Here is a 23718-nt window from a genome sequence, read left to right on the forward strand (position 1 = left end):
GCGGTGCCTTCTCTCCAACGTTGTAGATCGGAGTAGGACCATTTTTACACCGTTGTACATCCGGTCCGCAACCCCCTCGTGCCGTCGTGACCCGATCGTCACCGCACCACGGCGCGCGCCGTGCCGGCCGCGCGTGTCAGTGCACGTCCTGCCCCAGCAGGCACGACTCCCGGGCGACGATGCGGAAGTCCGCGACGACGCGTCGAGGCGCGACCGTGGATCCGGCGATGCGCTCCAGCAGCAGGTCCACGGCGGTGCCGGCGATCTGCTCCCGCCCGGGGTCGACCGTGCTCAGCAGCGGCTCGGAGTAGCGGGCGTCGTCGATGTCGTCGAAGCCGATGACCGCCACGTCGCGCGGCACCGCGACGCCCCGGGTGTGGAGCACGTGCAGCGCACCGAGCGCGAGGGCGTCGTTCATGGCGAAGACGCCGTCGAGCTGCACCCCGGCGTCGAGCAGCCGTGTCATGGCCTCGGCGCCGGTCGAGCGGTGCCAGAGCCCGGCGTCGGCGACCAGGTCGGGGTCGAAGGGCAGCCCCGCCTCGGCGAGCGCCTTGCGGTACCCGTCGAGGCGCAGCCGGGCGGACCCCATGGTCTCGCCGGGGTGCGCACCGACCGTCGCGATCCGGCGGCACCCGCGCTCGACGAGATGCAGGGTGGCCGCCCTGGCCGCCTCGACGTTGGCCATCGTGACGTGGTCGACCGGGCCGAACATGCGCTCGCCGAGGAGGACCATCGGGTAGTCGACCTGGAGCCGCTCGGTCTCCTCGGGCTCGAGGGCCAGCGGGGAGAACAGCAGCCCGTCGGTGAGCCGACGGTGGGGCGAGTCGAGCGCCTGGAGCTCGCGCTCCCGCTGCGCGCCCGTCTGCTCCAGCAGCACCACCACGCCGCGGGCCTCGGCGGCGCGCATGACGGAGTCCGCCAGCTCGGCGAAGTACGGCAGGGACAGCTCCGGCAGAGCCAGCCCGATCATGCCGGTGCGCCCCTGGCGCAGGTTGCGGGCGGTCGTGTTGAGCCGGTAGCCCAGCTCGTCGATCGCGTCCTGGACACGACGCCGCGTCTCGGGCCGGATGTGCGGGTACCCGTTGACGACGTTCGAGACGGTCTTGATCGAGACGCCGGCCCGTTGCGCCACGTCGTGCATGGTCACTGCCATGTGACTCTCCTCCTGGTCGACGCGCCACAGCGTAGGCCACTCGATGCCGGCTGGTGCGTCGCCCGATGACTGTGATTAACTCTACATCGTTGTAACCAAAGGCGGTACCACCCCGCTCCGTTCGCAGAGGAACAGACATGGCTGACGCCCGCATCACCCTCCACCCCGACTTCCGGCGGGGCACCGTCGACCGGCGCCTGTTCGGCTCGTTCGTCGAGCACCTCGGCCGCGCCGTCTACACCGGCATCTACGAGCCCGAGCACGCGCAGGCCGACGAGCACGGCTTCCGTCGCGACGTCGCGGACCTCATCACCGAGCTCGGCGTCCCGATGGTGCGCTACCCCGGGGGCAACTTCGTGTCCAACTACGTCTGGGAGGACGCCGTCGGCCCGGTGGAGGAGCGCAAGCCCTTCCTGGACCTGGCCTGGCGCACCGTCGAGCCCAACCTCGTGGGCACCGACGAGTTCCTGCAGTGGGCCGAGCGCGAGGGCATCGAGCCGATGATGGCCGTCAACCTCGGCACCCGGGGCGTCGACGCCGCCGCGGCCCTCCTCGAGTACTGCAACGGCGAGGCCGGCACCCGCTGGGCCGACCTGCGCATCGCCAACGGCCGCACCGAGCCCTACGGCGTGAAGCTCTGGTGCCTCGGCAACGAGATGGACGGCCCCTGGCAGATCGGCCACAAGGACGCCCACGAGTACGGCAAGCTCGCCGCCGAGGCCGGCAAGGCGATGAAGCTCGTGGACCCCTCCATCGAGCTCGTCGTCTGCGGGTCCAGCTCGATGCAGATGCCGACCTTCGGCGAGTGGGAGCGCGTCGTGCTGTCCTACACGTACGACATCGTCGACCACATCTCGATGCACGCGTACTACGAGGAGCACGGCGGCGACCGCCGGTCCTTCCTCGCGTCCGGCACGGCGATGGACCAGTTCATCGACCGCGTCGTCGCCTCGGCCGACGCCGTCGGGGCCGAGCGGCGGTCGGACAAGAAGATCACCATCTCCTTCGACGAGTGGAACGTCTGGTACCTCGAGACCCGGTTCCCCGGCGAGTCCAACCTGCCCATCCAGCGTGACGCCCCGCGCATCATCGAGGACGTCTACTCCGGGCTGGACGCCGTCGTCGTGGGCGACCTCCTGGTCACCCTGCTCAACCACGCCGACCGCGTCCCGGTCGCCGCGCTGGCGCAGCTCGTCAACGTCATCGCCCCGATCATGACCGAGCCCGGCGGGGAGGCGTGGCGTCAGCCCACCTTCCACCCGTTCGCCACCACCGCGCGGCTCGCCCAGGGCACCGCGCTGGACGTGCGCGTCGAGGCGCCGTCGTACGAGACCACGCGCCACGGCGCGGCCCCCACCGTCACGGCGGCCGCGACCGTCGGCGACGACGGCGCGCTGGGGCTGTTCCTCACGAATCGCACCGACCGAGTCGTCGAGGTCGACCTGGCACACGTCGGCGCCGCGCTCGCGCTCACCGAGGGTCACCAGATGGTCGCCGACCACGAGCCGGCCGTGCACGGTCCCGAGCACGCCGCGAAGGTGGCCGAGACGTGCTGGTCCTCCGTCGACGTGGCGTCCGCCGTCACGGGCACCGCGGGCGGGACGACGACCGTGCGCCTCGCGCCGGAGTCCTGGACCGCGTTCTCGGGGACGTTCACCCGCGCCTGACGGCACCGCGGGAACCGTACGAGATCGACCCTCCCGGATCGGGTCCCACCGCCTGGCGGTGGGACCCGATCCGGGAGGGTCGATCTCGTCGAGGCGACGGGACGATCAGGCGGGAGCGAGCTCCAGCTCCTCGTCGCGGCCGCGCTCGGCCTTCTGGTCCTCGTAGCGGCGCACGACGCGGCTGACCGTGGAACGGGACGCCGAGACCTTCTCCGCGATCTCGCGCTGCGTCAGCCCCTCGGTGGCGAGCTCGACGATGAGCCGGTCGCGCTCCGCCGTCGGCGACGCGTCGGTGCCCTGCACCCCGCTGTCGTCCGACGCCCCGGAGTCGGGCGTCTCCGCCTCGTCCGCCGGGTCCGCGGTCGTCGTCCCGGTGGTCGACTCGCTGCTCGGCGCCGCCGCGTCGTCGGCCGCGTCCTGCGTGGCGGTCGTCGCCGAGGAGCCCTCGGCCGACTCGTGCACCGCGGACCAGTCCGGCACGTCGGCGCTCGGCGCCGTCGGGGCGGCGGCGCGGTCGGCGAGGTCGAACACCTCGACGCGACGGGTGTGGCCCGTCTCCGGCAGCGGCTCGGTCCGCTTCGTGGTGCCGGCGGAGGCCTGCCCGGACGTCGCCGGGCCGGGGACCGGAGCGGTCGCCTGCTCCTCGGGCGCAGCGGGAGCCTCGACCGGCACGGCGGGCTCGTGCATGGCGAAGGCCTGCCGGACGCGCGACTCGAACGCGGGCAGCTCCTCGAACGCCGTCGCGGGCTCGTAGGGCTGCTCGCCGGCGGCCTCGAACGGCGTCGCGGCCCGTGCCGGAGCAGGTCGTCCGTCCTCGGCGCCGGCCGGGGCGGGCGCCGCGGCGGGTGCAGGTGCGGGCTCGTCCGACCAGCCCGTGACACCACGAACCATGCCGCGCTTGACCGAGCTCGCCCCGATGGAGTCCAGCCGGCTGCCGTGGCGCTCGGCGGCCTCGAGACGCTGGACCCAGACCTGCATCCGACGCTCGAAGTCCTCGACCGTGAGCAGCTTGAGGGCGCGGTCGCGCGCCGCCCGCTGCCGCTGGTGCGCCGCCCGCACCTTCTGGGTGCCGCGGCGGTTGCCGCTGTTGTCGAGCCGCGCGTCGCGCCACTCCTCCAGGGCCGTGACGTACTGGTGCACGCGGTGCTCGCGCCGGCGCTCGTCGAGCGTGTGGCCGGTGACGAGGTGACGCTCCCCCACGAGCGCCAGGTGCCACATCAGGGCCGCGACCAGCGGCGGCACGAACCGGAAGACCACCATGTACGGCGTCGACTCGTTGGGCACCGCGACCTCGTGCAGCGCGGCGAACACGCCGGACGTGCCGGACAGGATCCACGTCAGGGTCAGCAGGACGCCGTAGGGCCGGCCCTCGAGGGCGGCGTTGCGCGCCATGAGCGCGACGGCGACCAGGCTGACCTCGAGGAAGCCGGCGAGCGCATAGGCCTCCAGGGGCGCCATGTTGGCGACCTCGAGCCCGAACAGGACCATGCCGCTGTAGGCCAGCGCGGTCGCGATGAACGCGGCGATGACCACGGCCACCATGGGCAGGTGCCGACCGCGGTAGCGCACTCTCGGCGGGGCATCGCCTGCGGTCGAAGCGGGCATGTCCTGCTGAGTCACGTCTGCCTCCGAAATATCGTGATGAGGCTATATATCAGCAGTTGCGAGGCGCGGAAGTCAACGTTAGGTCCGCGACCCGGCACGCCGACGGGCGAGGAGACGTCACGTTCCGTCCGCAAACCTCTCACATCCTGTGCGAGAGACCGTCGATCTCGCGACGCCGTCGTCCGAGGGGCGTCCGACACCACGTCGAGCGCCTCTGCTCGTGCCACCTCCTCACCCGTTGTGGGCGTGAAATCTGCGGTTCCGGAGTGCTCCGGAGCTGCAGATTTCACGCCCACAACGTCATGCGTGGCACGAAGCCGGGATCACTCCACGGGTGCCCAGTGGTCCGGCGACGACGCCGGCTCGTGGCCCCGCGTCCGGTGCAACGCCTCGAAGGACTCCCCCTCGAACACCGCGACCTCACCCGTGGTGAACACCCGCGACTCGGTCCAGACCGCGACCCCGTCCGAGGTCTCGACCATCTCCTGCCACGGACCGTTCACCTTCTCCCCCGGCACCTTGCCCGAGGAGTCGCGCACGGCCTCCCAGACCACACCGTCGACCTGAACACGGTCACCCGCCTCGTAACGGGTACCCGCGTCCCAGCACGGCAGCCCGGAATCACCCTTCGTCCACGTCCACGAGTCCGGGTTCTTCGTCTGCGACGGCTTGTCGCTCAGGACGTACCCCTCCACCGGAGTCGCCACGACCTTCACCCCACCGTCGTTCTTGCGGGTCTCGACGTACTCCACACCCTCGACCACCGGCAAAGGAGCACCCGTGACGTTGCCCGGACCACACTCGTCCGTCCACGTCGGACGCTCCGGCGTCACCTCGACGAGCTCCTCGGCGAGGCGCAGGAACGTCACCGAGTGGGCCGGGAAGTCGTAGGTGAACTCGTTCGCTCCCCCGTCCCAGGCCCGGTCGACCGGCACCACGTGGGTCTTGTCGGCCTTGGTGTTGGCCGCCGACGGGTCGGCGACCATCTCGGTGACGGCCACGTCGGACGCGACCTCGAACGCACCGGTGACCGACACGTCGGTCCGGGCGGTCGAGGCACCGGGGTTGACGACCTTGACGATCATCTCGCCGGTGTCCTCGTCGTGCGTGACGACCTGGTAGAGCGACTTCTCGGCCGGCTCCGTGTAGGTCATCTGCAGCTCACCGTCGAGGTAGAGCTCGACGGTACGTCCGGACACGACGACCTTGATGTGGTAGTCCTGCCCCGTGGTGAACGACTGGTTCTCCAGAGCGGTGACCACGCCGGCGTCCCCGCCGTTGGCGCGCTGCAGCACCGACCGGGTGTTGCCCCACCCGCCGAGGTTCCACCAGAAGTAGTCGTCCGCGCCGCCGGCCGCGAACCCGACCAGGAAGCCCTCGTCGCCCGAGAGCTTCCGGGCGTCGAGCTCGAGGGTGTAGTTCGACCAGTCGACGTCGTAGGCACCCGTGGGCACCGACCGAGCGTCGTTCGCCGTGCCGGACTGGACGTACTCGCCGTCCTGCACGGCCCACGACCCGGCGACCGGCTCCCAGTCAGACGCGTCGTCGAACGAGTCGGAGAACAGCACGTCACCGGTCTCGTTGTCCGTGACCACGACGTCGTCGTAGGCGGCCTGGGTGGCCCAGGTCGACAGGAAGACGCCGCCGTCGAGGTCCGAGGAGCCCATGGCACTCGTGTGGGTGCTCGGGACGACCTCGTCACCGACGTTGTTCATGAACAGCCGCTGGTTGTAGTAGTTCGCCGTGCCCCACGACTCGTCGTTGTCGAAGTACATCATGTTCGCCGCGGTCCACTGGACGTAGTCCTCGTTGGCGAACATCGGGGCGTACGAGGCGAGCTCGACCAGGTCGGAGTTCCGCTCCAGCCCGGTCATGTACGCCGCCTCGGCCAGCGCGTTGCCCCAGGTGTTGCCGCGCGAGGCGTACTCACCGAGGAACACGTGCGGGCCTTCACGGTCGTACGAGTCGTACCGCTCGGAGTTCTGCAGGAACCACGACGGCTCGTTGTAGTAGTGCTCGTCGACCATCGCGACGCCCTGCTCGCGGTTGTACTCCCACAGCTCGTCGAACCGGGTCCCGGTGTCGTCCGGACCGGAGTTCGAGATGATGGTCACGTCGGGCCACTCCGCCTCGATGGCGTCGCGGAACGCCGGGAAGTTCTCCTCGAACGTCGAGGTGTTCTCCTCGTTGCCCAGACCGATGTACGGCAGCTCGAAGGGCTCCGGGTGGCCGAGCTCGGCACGCACGGCGCCCCACTCGGTGTCGACGTCACCCTTGGCGAACTCGATGAGGTCCACGGTGTCCTGGACCCAGCGGTCGAAGTTGTCGTCGCCGGGGTGCATCTCCGGGATGTTCGACCCGCAGCCGTTGGCGCCGACCGACACCACGGGCAGCGGGAAGGCGCCGAGGTCCTCGGCCCACATCATGTACTCGAGGTACCCGATACCGTACGACTGGTTGTAACCCCAGAAGTTCCAGTTGGTCGGGCGCTCCTCGACCGGACCGATGGTCTCCTTCCACTGGTAGGTCCGCGTGCGGTCCTGCCCGTCGGAGCCGAGGTAGGTGTCGAAGGTCCCGACGTTGGTGACGCAGCCACCGGGGAACCGGAGGAACTTCGGGCTCAGGTCCTCGACCAGCTCGGCGAGGTCCTTGCGGAACACCGACGTGCCGTTGACCGGACCGACCCAGGTGTCCTGCGGGAACAGCGACACCATGTCGAGACGCAGGGTGCCCTCGGCTCCGGAGACGACCTCGAAGCGAGCGTCATTCGCGGTACCGGACACCGTCAGCTCGGTCTCGTACTGCTTCCACTCGTCCGAGCCGTCGACGGCGATCGTGCCGGTGGCGTAGGTCGTCTCGCCGTCGGCGGAGACCACCTGGACCGTGAGGTCCTGCGCCACCGCAGTGCGGGCCCACACGGAGACGTCGTACGACGCGCCGTCCTCGACCGCGACCCCCTCGTTGTACGAGGAGTTCGAGACACCGGTGGTGCCGTCCGACTCCACCGTGAGGTAGAAGCGGTTCGACTCGTTGAGCCACTCCGCCTCCTCCGACTCGACGGCGATGTCGCCGCCGCCCACCTTCGACCACGCCGTCAGCCCGTTGAACGAGCCGTTGTCCGAGCTGTTGAACTCGAAGGAGCGGTTGCGGACCAGCTCGGCGTAGATGCCGCCGTCGGCCGCGTAGTTGATGTCCTCGTAGAACGCTCCGTAGAGGTCGTCGCTCATGTCGGTGCGCTCGGCGTCGGCGTCGATGGCGATCTCGTGCTGCGTGACCGAGACGGGCACGAGCAGGAGACGCGCGGCCTCGGCAGGGTCGCCCAGGACGAGCGTCCCGTCGGCCCCCTCGACCAGCGCCTGGTCGCCGACCAGCACGGCGAGCTTGCCGCCGCCGACGTCGGAGAGCCGCACCACGGCGGCCTCGTCACCCTCGGCACCGACCGTGAGCCGGTCGCCGTCGAGCACCAGTGGCAGGCCCGCCGGCGTGGCAAGGGTGACCGGCGACGTGTCACCGTCTCCACCCTCGACCTCGGTCGCGACGAAGCTCGTCGTCTCCAGCGGACGGTCCTCGACCAGCCCGAGGCCGCCGTCGTCGACGAGGTAGCGGCCGTCCGCGCCGCCGACGGTGAACTCACCCTCGGGCACGAGGTCCGCGCCCTCGGGCTCGACCAGCGCGAAGTAGTCGAAGACCACCTCATGACTCGGCGCGCTGCCCGCGGCGAGCGCGTAGAGGCCGATCTGCGTGGTGTCCGGAGCCAGGGTCGTCGTCGCGGCCTGCGCCCACTCGACGCCGTCCCAGACGGAGACGGTGAAGTCGTCGCCGGTGCGCTCCATGCGGATCGTCTCGCCGGTGGACCCCTCACGAGCGAGGAAGGTTGCCGAGTACGTGGCGTCCGCCTCGGTGCCCGTCTCGACACCGACCGACTCCGGGGCGTCGAACACGGACGCGTGGGTCAGACCGGCCCGCACGTAGTTGTTGTTGTCCTGCCAGGCCATGATGCCCGCACCCTGGAAGTCCGCCGTCGGCGTGGCCTCCAGCGACGTCTGGGCGACGAAGTCACCGGCCGGGACGTCGACGAGGAAGATGTTCTCGTAGCTGTTGTCGGTCTGGTAGGTGTCACCGGGCTGCGACTGCAGCGTCAGCGCACCACCGCCGAGCGACCAGGCCGAGGCCTCCTCGCGGTCGATGGTCCACCGGGGGTCCAGGGTGTCCCCCTCGAACTGGTCGACCCAGGCGCCCTCGGGCAGCGGGGCCGGGGTGGCGGCGGTGACCGTGACGGTCGCGGACGCCGCACCGTAGCCTCCGTTCGAGGTGGCGGTGACGGTCGCCGACCCCTCGGCCACCGCGGTGACCACGCCGTCGGCGTCGACCGTGGCGACCGACTCGTCGTCGCTCGCCCACGCGACCGTCTGGTCCTCGGCGGTGAACGGGGAGACCGTCGCGGTCAGCGTCGTGGTGTCCCCCGGCTCGAGCGCGACCTCGGTCCGGTCCAGCGCGACCCCCTCGGCGAGCAGGTCGGGCTGGTAGTTCTCGATGATCGCGGTCTGCTCGGCCGCCGTGATCGGGAGCACCGTGCCGTGCCGCGGGTTGCTGGGCAGCTGGACCTCGGGACGCGACGTCCAGTCACCGTCGGTGAGGCTGTCCGTCTCGAAGAGCATGTAGCCCTCGCCGCCGTGGTACGACGGCTGGTCGATCATGAGGTACCAGCGGTCGTCCGTCAGCGACGGGAACATGGTCGGACCCTCACCCGAGGTGAAGGTGCCGCCCCACGGGTTGGGCTCGCCGACGCCGATCTGCTCGCCGAGCAGCTCCCAGCCGTCGCCCTCGGTGACGCCCTGGGTCAGGCGCAGGTCGTCGGAGACCTCCTGGCGGACCGTCATGTCCGCCTCGTCCTTGGTCAGGCGGTAGTACGTGCTGCCGCTCTCGCCCGGGATCTCGGCGATCGTGGAGTCGATCATGCCGCGGCCCGCGCCCCGGTCCATGTCGATCCACAGCTGCGGCTCGGAGAAGCTGCCCTGGGTGAAGTCCGGGGTCGTGGCGTACATCATCCGCTGGTACGAGGTGTTGATGTCGCGGTCCTCGGGGGCCACGTCGTCCGGGTACAGGGCGGAGGCCCAGTACACGACGAACTCTTCGGCCTCGGCGTCCCAGTGCGCCTCGGGGGCCCACAGGTTGCCGGCGTTCTCCGGCGCGAGCTCGATCTCGCGCTGGGCGGACCAGTCGACGAGGTTCTCCGACTCCCAGACCATCATCGACCGGCTGCCGGTCTCCTGGGCCTCGCCGAAGGTTCCTCCGGAGGCCATCCGCAGGTCGGTGGCGATGAGGTAGTAGACCCCGGTCTCGGGGTGCCGGATGAGGAACGGGTCGCGCAGACCCTCCGTGCCCAGGGCGGACTCGAGGATCGGTTCGCCGTCGTTGAGCGTGTGCCAGGTGGTGGGGTCGTCGGACTCGCTGACCGCCAGGTAGATCTTCTCGCCGTTCTCGCCCTCCCCGGCGAAGTACGGGAAGACGTAGGCGGCGGCGCCGTCGTCGTCTCCGCCGACACCGTCGACGGCCGCCGGAAGGGGGGACTGTGCCACGGGTGGCGCGGCCGCCGCGGGACCGGCCATCAGACCGGCCGGCAGCGCCAGCGCGAGGGTCAGCGCGACGGGCGCCGACCTGCGTACTGCTCTGGACATCGTGTCTACTCCTCGATGAGCGTGACTCGGTGCGGGGCGGATTTCCGCTCCGCCACCGGTGCTCGGCGTCGAGCACCGGTGTCGAGCAAGAGCGCGAACAGCTCGCCTGCGAGTGTTAGCGCTCACATCTGGCGTGGTGGCACCTCCTGTGGTCGACGGACAGCAGGACGACCCGACCTCCGCCGCGGGACCGCGGCGGAGGTCGGGAAGACGGTCAGGTCTTGCGGAGGCTGAGCACCCGCTGCAGGACGACGAACACCAGCAGCAGCACGCCGATGAAGATCTTCGTCCACCAGGAGCTCAGCGTGCCCTCGAAGGTGATGATCGTCTGGATCAGGCCCAGCACCAGGACACCGAGCACCGATCCGAGGACGAACCCGGTGCCACCGGTGAGCAGGGTGCCGCCGATGACGACCGCGGCGATCGCGTCGAGCTCCATCGCGACACCGGTCAGCGAGTACCCGGACCGCGAGTACATCGCGAAGAGGAGACCGCCGAGACCGGCACAGGTGCCCGAGATGACGTAGACCAGCACCTTGGTGCGCGCCACGGGCAGACCCATGAGCTGGGCGGACTGCTCGCCGCCGCCGATCGCGTACACCGTCCGCCCGAACTGCGTGTAGTGCAGCAGGTAGAAGGCGACCGCGATGACGACCAGCGCGATGATCACGCTCGTGGTCATCCGCCACTGGCCGCCGATCCAGGTGTCCCAGCCGGCGAGCGCCACGAACGTCTCGTCGGTGATCGGGATCGACTCCGGGGCGATGACGAAGCAGAGCCCGCGGGCGAAGAACATCCCGGCCAGCGTCGCGATGAACGGTTGCACCTCGAACACGTGCACCATCAGCCCGATGAGGAATCCGATGATCGAGCCGATGAGCACCGCGGCGGGGAGCACGACCGCCACGGGGAGGCCGGCGTCCAGCAGGAACGCGGTCGAGACCGCCGACAGGGCCAGCACCGCCCCGACCGACAGGTCGATGCCGCCGGTCAGGATGACGAACGTCATGCCCACCGCGAGCACGATGAGGAACGAGTTGTTGATGAACAGGTTCGCCAGGACTCCGGTCGACAGGAAGTTCTCGTAGCGCACGCCGCCGATCGCGAGGATCAGGGCGAGCACCACGAAGGTGCCGAGCACCGGCAGGTACCGCCGGTCGACGCGCAGCCGTCGCGCGAGCGCCGGCAGCCGCGACCCGTTCCCTCCCGGCCCGTCGGGGCCGGACGGGGTCGCCGTCTTCTGGGGCGTCGTCGCGGTCATCAGGCCGCCACCTCCTCGGGCTTCGCCACGCGCTGCCGTTGGCGGGCGGCGAGTCTCTCGCGGACCCTGGGCGACTGCAGCAGGGTCACCGCGATCACCACGAGCGCCTTGAACAGCGGGGTGACCAGCGGGGAGATCCCCACGATCGTCACGGTCAGGGTCAGGGTCGTGATGATGAGCACGCCGACGAGCGTCCCGGACAGCGAGAACTTGCCGCCCTGGAGCGAGGTGCCGCCGATGACGACGGCGAGGATCGCGTCGAGCTCGATGAACAGGCCGGCGTTGTTGGCGTCGGCCGCCATGACGTTGGACGCCAGGATCAGTCCGGCCAGCCCGGAGAAGAGCCCGGACAGGGCGAACACCGTCCACACGATGGTGCGCGCCCTGACGCCGGCCAGCCGGCTCGCCGACGGGTTGATGCCGACGGACTCGACCAGCATGCCGAGGGCGGTGCGGCGGGTGATCAGCGCGACGACGACGTAGACGCCGTAGGCGATGAGCGCCGCCGCGGGCAGCCCGAGCCAGAACCCGGCGCCGAGCGTCTTGAAGGGCGCGCTGTTCACCGTGGTGATCTGCCCCTCGGTGATGAGCATCGCCACGCCGCGTCCCGCGGTCATGAGGATCAGGGTCGCGATGATCGGCTGGATGCCCACCACCGAGACCAGGAACCCGTTCCACACGCCGAGCAGCAGGCACAGGCCCAGGGCGATCGCGATGGCGATGAGCACCGTCGTCACCGAGCCCGGGTTCGGCGAGGTCGCGATGAAGCTCAGCGACAGCGCCCCGGCGATCGCGACCACCGCGCCGACGGAGAGGTCGATGCCGCGGGTGGCGATGACCAGGGTCATGCCCAGCGAGACCAGCAGCAGCGGCGCCGAGTTGCGCAGGATGTCGATCGGCGCGCCGAACAGGTGCCCGTCGAGGATCGACACGGCCAGGAAGTCGGGGCTGTACAGGGTGTTGGCCACCAGCAGCGCGATCAGCGCCACGACGGGCCAGAAGATGGTGTGGTGCGCGAGGCGCCGCAGCCCGCCCGGGCCTGCGGTGCGCGTCGACGCTCCCGTGGTCGCAGGCATCAGTGCCCACCTCCGCTCGCGATGAGGGTGACGACGTCGTCGACGCCGACGTCCTCGGAGTTGACGATCTCGGCCACCTTCTGCCGGTCGCGCATGACGCCGATCCGGTGGCTCAGGCGCAGGACCTCCTCCAGCTCGGCCGAGATGAACACGACGGCCATGCCCTGGGAGGCGAGCTCGGCGACGAGCTTCTGGATCTCCGCCTTGGCCCCCACGTCGATCCCGCGGGTGGGCTCGTCGAGGATGAGCAGCTCGGGGGCGGTCGCCAGCCAGCGGGCGAGCAGCACCTTCTGCTGGTTGCCGCCCGAGAGGTTCCGCAGCAGCGCGTCCGGGTTCGCCGGGCGCACGTTGAGCGCCGCCATGTACTTGTCGACGATCTCGTCGACCTGCCGGCGCGGCAGCCGCCGCATCCAGCCGCGGCCGGCCTGCAGGCCGAGGACGATGTTCTCGCGGACCGTCAGGTCGCCGACGACTCCTTCGGCCTTGCGGTCCTCCGAGGAGAACGCGATGCCGCGGGAGATCGCCGAGCGCGGGTTCCGCAGCCGCGTCAGCACGTCCTTGATGCGGGTGGAGCCGGCGTCGGCGCGGTCGGCGCCGGCGAGCAGCCGCGCGACCTCCGTGCGCCCCGACCCCAGCAGCCCGGCGAGCCCGACGACCTCGCCGGCGTACACCTCGAGGTCGAACGGCTGGACGTCGCCCTTGCGGCCCAGACCGACCGCCTGGAGGAACGGGACGGTCCCCTGCTCGACGTCGACCGCGTGATCGGTGGAGACCTGCAGGTCGTCGAGCAGCTCCATCGAGCGCCCGATCATCGTCGAGACCAGCTCGAGCCGGTCGAGCTCGCTCGTGCGGTACTCGCCGACCCGCTGACCGTTGCGGAGCACGGTCATGCGGTCGGAGATCTCGTAGACCTGCTCGATGAAGTGCGAGACGAACAGGATCGCCACGCCCTGGTCCCGCAGCCGCCGCACGACGGCGAAGAGCTGGGCGACCTCGTCGGCGTCCAGGCTGGACGTCGGTTCGTCGAGGATCAGGACCTTGGCGTCGACGACCATGGCGCGGCTGATCGCGACCAGCTGCTGGACGGCGATCGAGTGCGAGCCCAGCGACGAGGCGGGGTCGAGGTCGAGACCCATGGTGGCCAGGTGGTCCGACGCGGCGCGCCGGGTGGCCCGCCAGTCGATCGCCCCGAGCCGGCGCGGCTCGTGGCCGAGCATGATGTTCTCGGCGACCGTGAGGTTCTCGCAGAGGTTGACCTCCTGGTACACCGTCGCGATCCCGGCGTCCTGCGCCTCGCCCGGTCCCGAGAAACGGTGCGGGGCACCGTCGACGACGATCTGGCCGGCGTCGATGCCGTAGACACCCGTGAGTGCCTTGATGAGGGTGGACTTCCCGGCCCCGTTCTCGCCCATCAGGGCGTGCACCTCACCGGGGAAGAGCCTGAAGTCGACCTGGTCGAGCGCCTTGACGCCCGGGAACTCGATGGAGATCCCGGACATCTCGACGACCGGCCGGTCCGCGCTCGTGGAGCTCGTCATCGTTGACCTTCCGTGGGACGCGGCGGGGTGCGGAGCCCCGCACCCCGCCGCGGGTCGATGCCCCGGGGCGCGGACCCGCCGCGCCCCGGGAGGGGTCGATCAGTACTCGCGCGAGGGCAGGGCCTCGACGGCGGCCTCCTGGTCGAAGGTCTTGTCCTCGACCACGATGCGCTTCTCGACCTCCTCGCCGGCGACGACCTTCTGGGCCACCTCGGCCAGGTCCGGTCCGAGCAGCGGGTTGCACTCGACGATGTAGTTGATCTTGCCGTCGGCCAGGGCCTGCATGCCGTCCTTGACCGCGTCGATCGTGATGATCTTGATGTCCTCGCCCGGCGTCATGCCGGCGGCCTCGATGGCCTCGATGGCACCCAGGCCCATGTCGTCGTTGTGGGCGAAGACGAGGTCGATCTCGTCGTACTTCTGCAGGAAGCCCTCCATGACCTGCTTGCCCTCGGTCCGGGTGAAGTTACCGGTCTGGGAGTCGATGACCTCGATGTCGCTGCCCGCGATCGCGTCGGCGAAGCCCTCCTTGCGGTCGATCGCCGGGGCGGAGCCGGTCGTGCCCTGCAGCTCGACCATCTGGTAGCCCTCGCCGTCGTACTGCTCGACGGCCCACTCGCCGGCCATCTCGCCCTCGAGGACGAAGTCGGAGCCGATGAAGGACTCGTAGAGGGTGTCGTCCTCGGTGTCGACGGCGCGGTCGGTCAGGATCACCGGGATGTCGGCCGCCTTGGCCTCCTCCAGCACCGGGCCCCAGCCGGTCTCGACGACCGGGGAGAACGAGATGACGTCCACGCCCTGGGCGATGTAGGACCGGATCGCCTGGATCTGGTTCTCCTGCTTCTGCTGGGCGTCCGAGAAGCTCAGGTCGAAGCCGTTGTCAGCGGTCAGCGTGTCCTGGATGGACTTGGTGTTCGCGGCGCGCCAGCCCGACTCGGCGCCGACCTGGGAGAAGCCGATCGAGATGAGCTCGTCGCCGGCCTCCTCCGTCTCGCCGCCGTCGTCGGACGTGGTCTCCTCGCCCTCGGCAGCAGGGGCCTGCTCGCTGCTGCACGCACCCAGGGCCAGCAGGGCCGTCGCCGACAGGGCTGCCACCGTGCCGCGCATCCACATCTTCCGTGCCATGTTCGTCCTCCTCTTCGAGACGCCGGGTGACCGGTGGGTCCGGCCTGCGGGTCAGCTCTGACCCTCCGACAAGGCTTGCGTTGTGATCGCTAACATAGCGAAGATGTGACCGGTCACAAAGAGGGTTCCCTCGATCAGACGTCACGATCTCGTAACGCAACCGTCACGGACGACGGTCGGTCCCGTGCGCCCGCACGGGGGGCGCGATCAGGCGTCGTCGCCGGTCACGAGCCCGTCCATCTCCGCCGCGATCATCTCCACGACCGTGTCCACCGTGACCCCGGGACCGTTGCTCAGCTCGCCGATCTTCTCCCGGTCCTTGAGGACCACGATGCGGTCGCTGAGCCGCACCACCTCCTCGAGCTGGGAGGAGATGAAGACGACGGCCACCCCCTCGCCCGCCAGCTTGGCGACGCGACGCTGGATGTCGAGCTTGGCCCCGATGTCGATGCCGCGGGTCGGCTCGTCCAGGATCAGCACGTGCGGCCGGGTGGCCAGCAGCCGAGCCAGCACCACCTTCTGCTGCGTGCCTCCCGACAGCTCCCCCGCCGGCCGGTCCAGGTCCTCGGGCGACAGGTGCAGGGCGTGGAGATAGGTGTCGACCACCGCCGCCTGCTCGGCGCGGGACAACGGGCGGGTCCAGCCGCGCAGCGCCTGCAGGGCCAGCACGATGTTCTCCCGGGCGGTCAGCTCCGCGACGATGCCCTCGTGGCGCAGGTTCTCGGTCGACACCGCGATCCGGTGCCGCAGGGCCGACGCCGGACCCCGCAGCTGCACCGGGGCGCCGTCCAGCCAGAGCTCGCCGTGGTCGGCACGCTCCACGCCGCTCATCAGGCGGGCGAGCTCGGTGCGTCCCGACCCGCGCAGACCGGCGAACCCCACGACCTCCCCCCGGCTGAGGTCGACGTCGGTGGGCTCGAGCGTCCCCCGGCGTCCGATGGAGGTCGCCCGCAGCGTGACGCGCCCCGACTCCGCGTAGTGGTGCTCCAGCCGCTCGGAGTGCAGGGCCTGGAGCGCGTCGATGTCCTCGCCGATCATCTTGGAGATGAGCTCGGCCCGCTCCACCTGCGCCGTGTCGTACTCGGCCACGACCCGGCCGCCCCGCAGCACCGTCATCCGGTCGCTCACCTCGAGCACCTGCTCCAGGAAGTGCGAGACGAACAGCACCGCGACGCCCTGGTCCCGCAGGCGCCGGACCACCCCCAGCAACCGGGCCGCCTCGGCCTCGTCCAGGCTCGAGGTGGGCTCGTCCAGCACGAGCACGCGCGGCTCCAGGACGATCGCCCGGGCCACGGCGACGAGCTGCTTGGTCGCGGGCGACAGCTCCTCCAACGGCGTGCGCGGGTCGACGTCCTCGATCCCCAGCGTCGACAGGGCGGCCGAGGCGCGCTCGCGGCTGCGCGACCATCTGATGCCGAACCGCCCCCGCACCTCGTGGCCGATCATGATGTTCTCGGCCACCGACAGCTGCGGGCTCAGGTGCGACTCCTGGAAGACCGTCGCGATCCCCTCCGCCCGGCTGTCGGCGACGCTGGTCGGCGTCAGGGGCTCGCCGCCGACCAGGACGGTGCCCGCCACGATCGGCACGGTGCCCGTCAGCGCACCGATGAGGGTGGACTTGCCGGCACCGTTCTCCCCCATCAGCGCGTGCACCTCGCCGGCGTGCACCGTCAGGTCCGCCCCGTCGAGCACCCGCACCCCCGCGTAGTCCACGGTGATCCCGGACATCTCGACGACGGGGCGTGCCGTCGTCGGCGTGGACGCGTCCCGGGCGGCCATCAGCCGGCCTTCCTCGGCGGCGCGCTGGAGTCGCGCGCGACGATCTCGGCGGGGATGCGCGTCACGGCCGGGATCTCCCGCTCCTCGATCGCCGCACGCAGGACGTCGACGACGGAGACCCCGAGCGCGTCGAAGCCTTGTCGCACGGTGGTCAGCGGCGGGATGACGTGCCGTGCCAGCGGGATGTCGTCGAAACCGACCACGCTGAGGTCGTCCGGCACGGAGAAGCCCCGCTCGTGCAGCCCGTGGACGAGCCCGACCGCCATGTCGTCGTTCGCGACGAAGACCGCCGTGTACTCGGGGAGCTCGCGGATCCCGCGCGCGAAGTCGTAGGCGAAGTCCGCCGTCCAGTCCCCCACGACGATCGGTCGTTCACGGATCCCCCAGGACTTCGCCCGCGCGTGGAAGGCACGCTCGCGGGCGCGCGCGTCGAGCCAGTCGAGCGGGCCGGCCACGTGCAGGATGTCGCGGTGCCCGAGCGAGACGAGGTGGTCGACGGCGAGCACGGTGCCCGCCTGCTGGTCGACGGTCACCGTGAGGAACGTCGGGTCCTTGTCGGGCTTGACCACGAGGACGGGGACACCGACGGAGATGCGGCGCAGCGCCGCGATCGACGACGAGCGGGGAGCGACGACGCACAGCGCGTCGACGCCCAGCATGATCAGGTGGTCGACGGCCTCCTGGGGGGTGATCTCCTCCCCGGCCCGCAGGAGCACCGAGCTGACCTCGTAGCCCGAGGCCCGGGCGGCGGACTCCACGGCGTACAGCGTGCTGACCGGCCCGTGGGTCACCGCGCTCTCGACGAGGACGCCGATGCGGTGGCTGCGCTGGGTGGCGAGGGCGCGGGCCGTCATGCTCGGGCGGTAGCCGAGCTCCGCGATGGCTTCCTCGACGCGGCGCCGGGTGGCCTCGCGGATGTTCGGGTGGTCGTTGAGCACCCGCGACACGGTCATGTGCGACACGCCGGCGAGCTGGGCGACCTGCCGGATGTTCGGCTTGTCGACTCCGGGACTCACCATGCAGGGCCTCCATCGGTTCCCGCCGGACGACCGAGAGGCGGCGGTGCGTCGACAGGATACCGCCGTCGACCTTCCCCCCGACGCGTCGAGCGTGCCGGGTTCTTCCCCCCGATCAGGTCATGAGGGAGAACCCGGCACGCTCGATGCCGGCGCAGGAGGTCAGAGCCCCTGGGCGAGCTTGTAGTAGACCTGGTTCCAGCGCACCTGGTCCGCGAAGCCGCGCCGCGTGGTGCTCTCGTCGATGACGAGCAGCTCGGTGCCCGAGATCTCGGCGAACATCTCGAACGCCTCGATACCGACGGCGGTCGACATCACGGTGTGGTGCGCACCGCCGGCGGTCAGCCAGGACTCGGCCGACGTCGCGAAGTCCGGACGCGGCTTCCACACGGCACGGGCCACCGGCAGGTTCGGCAGCTCCTGGGCCGGCGGGACGACGTCGACGACGTTGGCGGTCAGGCGGAAGCGGTCGCGCATGTCGGCCAGCGACACGACGACGGCGCCCTCGGTCGCGTCGGTGTCGAACACCATGCGCACCGGGTCCTCCTTGCCGCCGATGCCGAGCGGGTGGATCTCGACCCGGGGCTTCGCGGTCGTCAGGGTCGGGCAGATCTCGAGCATGTGCGCCCCGAGGATCAGCTCCGACCCCGGCGTGAGGTCGTAGGTGTAGTCCTCCATGAGGGAGGCGCCGCCCGGCAGCCCCTCGCCCATGACCTTCGCGGCGCGGACCAGGACGGCGGTCTTCCAGTCGCCCTCGGCGCCGAACCCGTAGCCCTTGGCCATGAGGCGCTGCACGGCGAGACCCGGCAGCTGGCGCAGCGCGCCCAGGTCCTCGAAGTTCGTCGTGAACGCCTTGGCCCCGCGCTCGACGAGGAACGCCTCCATGGCGAGCTCCTGGCGGGCCGCGTAGCGCAGCGACTCGTGCCGCTCTCCCCCGGCCTGCAGCTCGGCGGCCACGTCGTAGAGCTCGGCGTACTCGGCGACGAGCGCGTCGACGTCGGACTCGGCGACCGCCTCGACCGCGGCGACGAGGTCGTTGACGCCCCAGGTGCTGACGTTGACGCCGAACTGCAGCTCGGCCTCGGTCTTGTCTCCCTCGGTGACGCCGACGTTGCGCATGTTGTCGCCGAAGCGGACCAGCTTCAGCTCCTGGGTGGCCAGGCGGCCGGCCGCCGCGCGGACCCAGGTGCCGACGCGCCGCTGCACCGCGGGGTCGGACACGTGGCCCACCACGGTGGTGCGGGCGACGCCGAGGCGGGTCAGCATGTAGCCGTACTCGCGGTCGCCGTGCGCGGCCTGGTTGAGGTTCATGAAGTCCATGTCGATCTCCGACCAGGGGAGCTCGACGTTCGCCTGCGTGTGCAGGTGCAGCAGCGGCTTGCGCAGGGCGTCCAGGCCGGCGATCCACATCTTGGCCGGGCTGAAGGTGTGCATCCAGGTCACGACGCCGAGGACGCCGTCGTCGCTGTTCGCCTCCAGCATCGCGCGGCGGATGGCGGCGGAGTCCTTCAGGACCGGCTTCCACACGACCTTCGCGGGGACGTCGCCCGACGCGTCCAGCGCGGCGGCGACCTCCTGGGACTGCTGGGCGACCTGCTCCAGCGTCTCGGGACCGTACAGGTCCTGGCTGCCGGTGAGGAACCAGACCTCGCGGTCACCGTAGGGCTTGCTCATAGGGGCGTCCTTTCGAAGAGAATCACGAGCCGACGGCGCCGTCAGCGCTGGCCGTAGACGTTCTGGTAGCGGTCGTACAGGGAGTCGACGTACTGCTGCTCGATCGGCAGCGGCTCGCCGATCTGGCGGGAGACGTGCACGGCGCGCGCGACCTCCTCGCAGAGCACCGCGGCCTTGACGGCGGCCTTGGCGTCGCCGCCGATGGTGAACGGGCCGTGGTTCTTCATCAGCACGGCCTTGGAGCGGGACCCGCGCAGGGTCTCGACGATGCCGCGACCGATCGAGTCGTCGCCGATGATCGCGAACGGGCCGACGGGGATCGGGCCGCCGAACTCGTCGGCCATCATCGTCAGCACGCAGGGGATCTCCTCGCCCCGGGCGGCCCACGCCGTGGCGTAGGTCGAGTGCGTGTGCACCACGCCGCCGACCTCGGGCATGTGCGCGTACACGTAGGCGTGCGCGGCCGTGTCCGACGACGGCGCGCGGTCGCCCTCGACGAGGTTGCCCGCCAGGTCGCACACGACCATGGCCTCGGGGGTGATGTCGTCGTAGGAGACGCCGGAGGGCTTGATGACGAGGAGATCGCCCTCGCCGTCGGGCCCGGCCTCGGGGTCCCGCACCCGCTCCGAGACGTTGCCGGCCGTCCACACGACGAGCTCCCAGCGGGGCAGCTCGGCGTGCAGGGCGGCGACCTTCTGCTTGGCGGCGTCGACGGCGGTGCGCAGGTGGGCCGGCACCTCGGTCAGGGATGCGTCGTTCGACATGGGGTTCCGTTCCGTTCGGGGGTCGTCAGAGGGCTTCGGTGGCGGCCCGCTCGACGGCGAGCCCTGCGGAGTACCGGTCGAGGTAGGCGGCGAACCCGGCGACGTCCCCGGCGTCGGGCTGGGCGACGTCCACCGCCGCGTCGGCGAAGACGCGGTCGGTCAGGTAGCCGTCCAGGGTGAGGCCCGGCTGCTCGGCGGCGGCCCGGGTGAAGGCGGCGAGCACCGCGATCCCCCACGCGCCGCCCTCGGAGGCGGTCTGCGCGACGGCGACCGGGGCGTCGACGGCCGCGGCCAGGAAGCGCTGGGCGACCCCGGCGGTCCGGAACATGCCGCCGTGGGCGAACATGGTGTCGATGGCGACGCCCTCGCCGTGCAGCACCTTCATGCCGAGCGCCAGCGTGCCGAAGGCGCCGTAGATCTGGGTACGCATCATGTTGGCCAGCGTCAGCCGGCTGTCCGGGGTGCGGACGACGAGCGGACGCCCCTCCTCGAGGCCGGTGATGGGCTCCCCGGCGAGGTAGTTGTAGGCCAGCAGCCCGCCGCCGTCGGCCTCACCGTCCAGCGCGGCCGTGAAGAGCGCGCCGAAGACGTCGTCCGCCGCGCTCGGGTGACCCAGCGCCGCGGCGAACTCGGAGAACACCCCGGCCCAGGCGTCGAGCTCGCTCGCGCCGTTGTTGCAGTGCACCATCGCCACGAGGTCCCCGGCGGGGGTCGTGACCAGGTCCAGCTCGTGGTGCACGCTCGTCAGCGGCTTCTCGAGCACGACCATCGCGAAGATCGAGGTGCCGGCGCTGATGTTGCCGGTCCGCGGCGCGACGGCGTCGGTCGCGACCATGCCGGTGCCCGCGTCGCCCTCGGGCGGGCACAGCACGACGCCCGGCTCCAGCTCGCCGCTGGGGTCCAGCAGCGCGGCGCCCTCAGGTGTCAGGTGCCCGGCGTCGGCACCGGCGACCAGGACCTCGGGCAGGAGCCCCTCGACGTGCAGGCCGGGGCGCTTGGCCGCCACGAGGTGGCGGAACTGCTGCAGCAGGCGCTGGTCGTAGTCGCGGGTCGCGGGGTCGACCGGGAACATGCCCGAGGCGTCGCCGACGCCCAGGACGTGCCGGCCGGTCAGCACCCGGTGGACGTACCCGGCGAGCGTCGTGAACGAGGCGATCTGCGGCACGTGGGGCTCGTCGTCGAGGATCGCCTGGTACAGGTGCGCGATCGACCAGCGCAGCGGGATGTTGTAGCCGAACAGCTCGGACAGCTCCGCGGCCGCCGTGCCGGTGTTGGTGTTGCGCCACGTGCGGAACGGCACCAGCAGCTCGTCGTCGGCGTCGAAGGCGAGGTACCCGTGCATCATCGCCGAGACGCCGAGCGCGCCGTAGGTCGTGGGACGCACGCCGTACCGCTGCTCGACGTCGGCCACCAGCGCTGCGTAGGCACCCTGCAGGCCGGCGTGGACGGCGTCCAGCGAGTAGGTCCACAGCCCGTCGGCCAGCTCGTTCTCCCAGGCGTGGGAGCCGCTGGCGAGCACGTCGTGGTCCGGCCCGATGAGGGCCGCCTTGATGTTGGTCGAGCCGAGCTCGATGCCGAGCGTGGTCCGCCCGGCCTGAATGGCGTCCCGGATGTCGGTCGCCTCGTCCTGCCGCGTCATCGCCGTGTCACTCCTCGCTGTCGTCCCTCAGATGTTAACGCTCACATGGGGTCCTGCCCAAATGTCCCGGCCAGGGCGCCCCGGCCGTCCGGTCAGGGCGGCGGAGGCGCCGTCGACGAGCGCACGACGAGCTCCGGCTCGATGCGCTGGACCGCCACGGGCTCCCCCTCCAGGGAGCTGAGCACCATCGCCACCGACCGGGCGCCGAGCTCGGCGAACGGCTGTCGCACGGTCGTCAGCGGCGGCACGAAGTACGCCGACCCCGCGACGTCGTCGAACCCCACCACGGAGACGTCGTCGGGGACCCGCAGCCCGCGCTCCCACAGCGCGCGCAGCACGCCGAGGGCGAGCTGGTCGTTGCCGGCGAAGACCGCCGTCGGCCCCTCGCCCGACCCGACCGCCTCGGCCAGGTCGCGGCCGGCCGCGTAGCCGTCCCCCGCGGACCACGAGCACTCGCGCGGCCGGGCGGGACGGATCCCGCGCGCCACCAGGGCCTCGCGCCAGCCGGCCCAGCGCTCACGGGCGTCGAACCAGTCCTGCGGCCCCGCGACGTGGACCACGTTCGCGTGGCCCAGGTCGAGCAGGTGCTCGGTGGCCAGGCGCGCACCGGCCCGCTGGTCGACGGCGACCGACATCGTCGACGACGCCGGCCCGTCCGACGTCGTCGCGCCCTCCAGCGCCGCCACCACGACCACCGGGACCGGTGCGCGGAACGACTCCACCGCGGAGGCCACCGCCGCGTGCGGGGCGATGACGACGATCCCGTCGACGCCCTGGGCCATGAAGTGCTCGAGCGCCTGGTGCATCGACGCGGTGTCGTAGCTGCGCAGCGTGGCGACCGAGACGAAGTAGCTCCGGTCCCGCGCCGCCTCCTCGACGGCGATGAGCGTGCTGGTCGGGCCGAAGAGCGCCGACCCCGTGGTCACGACACCGAGGGTCGCCGACCGTGACGTCACCAGGGCACGTGCCGCGCTGTTGCGGCGGTAGCCGAGCTCGTCGATCGCAGCCTGGACCCTCTCTCGCGTGGCCTCGCGCACGCTCGGGTGCTCGTTCAGCACCCGCGAGACGGTCTGGTGGGACACGCCGGCGAGCGCGGCCACGTCGGCCATGGACGGTCGGCGCACCGACCGTGCGGCCGCCGGGCCGTTCACGGCCGTTCGGCGGGCGGGCCTGCCGGCCGCTCGGCGGCGTTGCGCGCGTCGACCTCGTGCAGCACGCGGCGCAGGTAGGTGTAGGTCAGCTCGCCGGCGGCCTCGTCGTACTGCGCCTCGTAGCCGTGCTTGGTGTACATCGCCAGGTTCTGCTGGGAATCCTTGCCGGTGAAGGCCCAGATCTCCGAGACGTCCTCGGGCAGGTGGTCCAGGATCGCGAACAGCAGGGTCGTCCCCAGCCCGCGTCCCTGCTGGTCCGGAGCGACCGCCAGCCGGCCGAGCGTGGCACGGCCGTCCTCGAGCTCGACGCGGATCGAGCCGACGAGGCGCTCGCCCGTCCAGGCACCGATGGTCACCACGTCGTCGCGCGCCATGTCCTCGCGCAGCTCGTGCAGCGTCTGCGTCAGCGGCGGGATGTTCGGGTCACCGTAGACCTGCGCCTCCGAGACGAACGCGGCACGGCGCAGCGTCAGCAGCTCGCCGGCGTGGGAGTCGTCGACGAGGGCGATGCGGGTCGGCGCCTCCGGGTGGGCGGACCCGTCCCCGGGGCGACCGGACGTGGCGGTGGTGTCGCTCATGGGTCCATCGTCGC

At 71.1% G+C, this 23718-nt stretch carries 15 protein-coding genes; 1 reads left to right on the top strand and 14 read right to left on the bottom strand.

Annotation, left to right across the window (positions count from 1 at the left end):
• Window positions 1–136 precede the first annotated feature (136 nt).
• Complete coding sequence (locus V5O49_RS11680; RefSeq protein WP_278236658.1) at window positions 137–1153, bottom strand: LacI family DNA-binding transcriptional regulator; 1017 nt, start codon at window positions 1151–1153, stop codon at window positions 137–139.
• Window positions 1154–1290: 137 nt separating this feature from the next.
• Here V5O49_RS11680 and arfA point away from each other — a divergent pair, with 137 nt between their 5' ends.
• The gene (gene arfA, locus V5O49_RS11685; protein ID WP_332902388.1) at window positions 1291–2820 is read left to right on the top strand and encodes an arabinosylfuranosidase ArfA; all 1530 of its coding nucleotides are present in this window, start codon (window positions 1291–1293) and stop codon (window positions 2818–2820) included.
• A 105-nt stretch (window positions 2821–2925) separates the two neighbouring features.
• On the opposite strand, the gene V5O49_RS11690 is transcribed toward arfA, so the two are convergent.
• From V5O49_RS11690 to V5O49_RS11750, 13 genes are all read right to left on the bottom strand, one after another.
• The gene (locus V5O49_RS11690) at window positions 2926–4425 is read right to left on the bottom strand and encodes a helix-turn-helix domain-containing protein (protein WP_332902389.1); all 1500 of its coding nucleotides are present in this window, start codon (window positions 4423–4425) and stop codon (window positions 2926–2928) included.
• Window positions 4426–4748: 323 nt separating this feature from the next.
• Window positions 4749–10103, bottom strand: coding sequence for an alpha-L-arabinofuranosidase C-terminal domain-containing protein (locus V5O49_RS11695; RefSeq protein ID WP_332902390.1), 5355 nt, complete (start codon window positions 10101–10103; stop codon window positions 4749–4751).
• 214 nt (window positions 10104–10317) lie between these two features.
• Complete coding sequence (yjfF, locus tag V5O49_RS11700) at window positions 10318–11364, bottom strand: galactofuranose ABC transporter, permease protein YjfF (protein WP_332902391.1); 1047 nt, start codon at window positions 11362–11364, stop codon at window positions 10318–10320.
• A complete protein-coding gene (locus V5O49_RS11705; RefSeq protein WP_332902392.1) occupies window positions 11364–12440 on the bottom strand; it encodes an ABC transporter permease in 1077 nt (358 codons plus the stop codon). Before V5O49_RS11705 ends, yjfF begins: the two co-directional genes overlap by 1 nt.
• On the bottom strand, window positions 12440–13978 hold the full coding sequence (locus V5O49_RS11710; RefSeq protein WP_332902393.1) for a sugar ABC transporter ATP-binding protein: 1539 nt from the start codon (window positions 13976–13978) through the stop codon (window positions 12440–12442). Before V5O49_RS11710 ends, V5O49_RS11705 begins: the two co-directional genes overlap by 1 nt.
• 99 nt (window positions 13979–14077) lie before the next feature.
• Window positions 14078–15103, bottom strand: coding sequence for an ABC transporter substrate-binding protein (locus V5O49_RS11715; RefSeq protein ID WP_332902394.1), 1026 nt, complete (start codon window positions 15101–15103; stop codon window positions 14078–14080).
• Between the two features lie 207 nt (window positions 15104–15310).
• The gene (locus V5O49_RS11720; RefSeq protein ID WP_332902395.1) at window positions 15311–16882 is read right to left on the bottom strand and encodes a sugar ABC transporter ATP-binding protein; all 1572 of its coding nucleotides are present in this window, start codon (window positions 16880–16882) and stop codon (window positions 15311–15313) included.
• Window positions 16882–17901, bottom strand: a complete 1020-nt coding sequence (locus V5O49_RS11725; RefSeq protein WP_278236650.1) for a LacI family DNA-binding transcriptional regulator — start codon at window positions 17899–17901, stop codon at window positions 16882–16884. The genes V5O49_RS11720 and V5O49_RS11725 overlap by 1 nt, the downstream gene beginning before the upstream one ends.
• A 159-nt stretch (window positions 17902–18060) precedes the next feature.
• Complete coding sequence (araA, locus tag V5O49_RS11730) at window positions 18061–19572, bottom strand: L-arabinose isomerase (RefSeq protein ID WP_278236649.1); 1512 nt, start codon at window positions 19570–19572, stop codon at window positions 18061–18063.
• 41 nt (window positions 19573–19613) lie between these two features.
• Window positions 19614–20336, bottom strand: a complete 723-nt coding sequence (locus V5O49_RS11735; RefSeq protein ID WP_332902396.1) for an L-ribulose-5-phosphate 4-epimerase — start codon at window positions 20334–20336, stop codon at window positions 19614–19616.
• 25 nt (window positions 20337–20361) lie between these two features.
• Window positions 20362–21975: a xylulokinase gene (locus tag V5O49_RS11740; RefSeq protein WP_332902397.1), complete on the bottom strand. Its 1614-nt coding sequence runs from the start codon at window positions 21973–21975 to the stop codon at window positions 20362–20364.
• Between the two features lie 92 nt (window positions 21976–22067).
• A complete protein-coding gene (locus V5O49_RS11745; RefSeq protein WP_332902398.1) occupies window positions 22068–23084 on the bottom strand; it encodes a LacI family DNA-binding transcriptional regulator in 1017 nt (338 codons plus the stop codon).
• A 38-nt stretch (window positions 23085–23122) separates the two neighbouring features.
• Window positions 23123–23704, bottom strand: coding sequence for a GNAT family N-acetyltransferase (locus tag V5O49_RS11750; RefSeq protein ID WP_278236645.1), 582 nt, complete (start codon window positions 23702–23704; stop codon window positions 23123–23125).
• Between the last annotated feature and the right edge of the window lie 14 nt (window positions 23705–23718).

Source organism: Isoptericola haloaureus (genome assembly GCF_036689775.1).
GTDB lineage: Bacteria > Actinomycetota > Actinomycetes > Actinomycetales > Cellulomonadaceae > Isoptericola > Isoptericola haloaureus.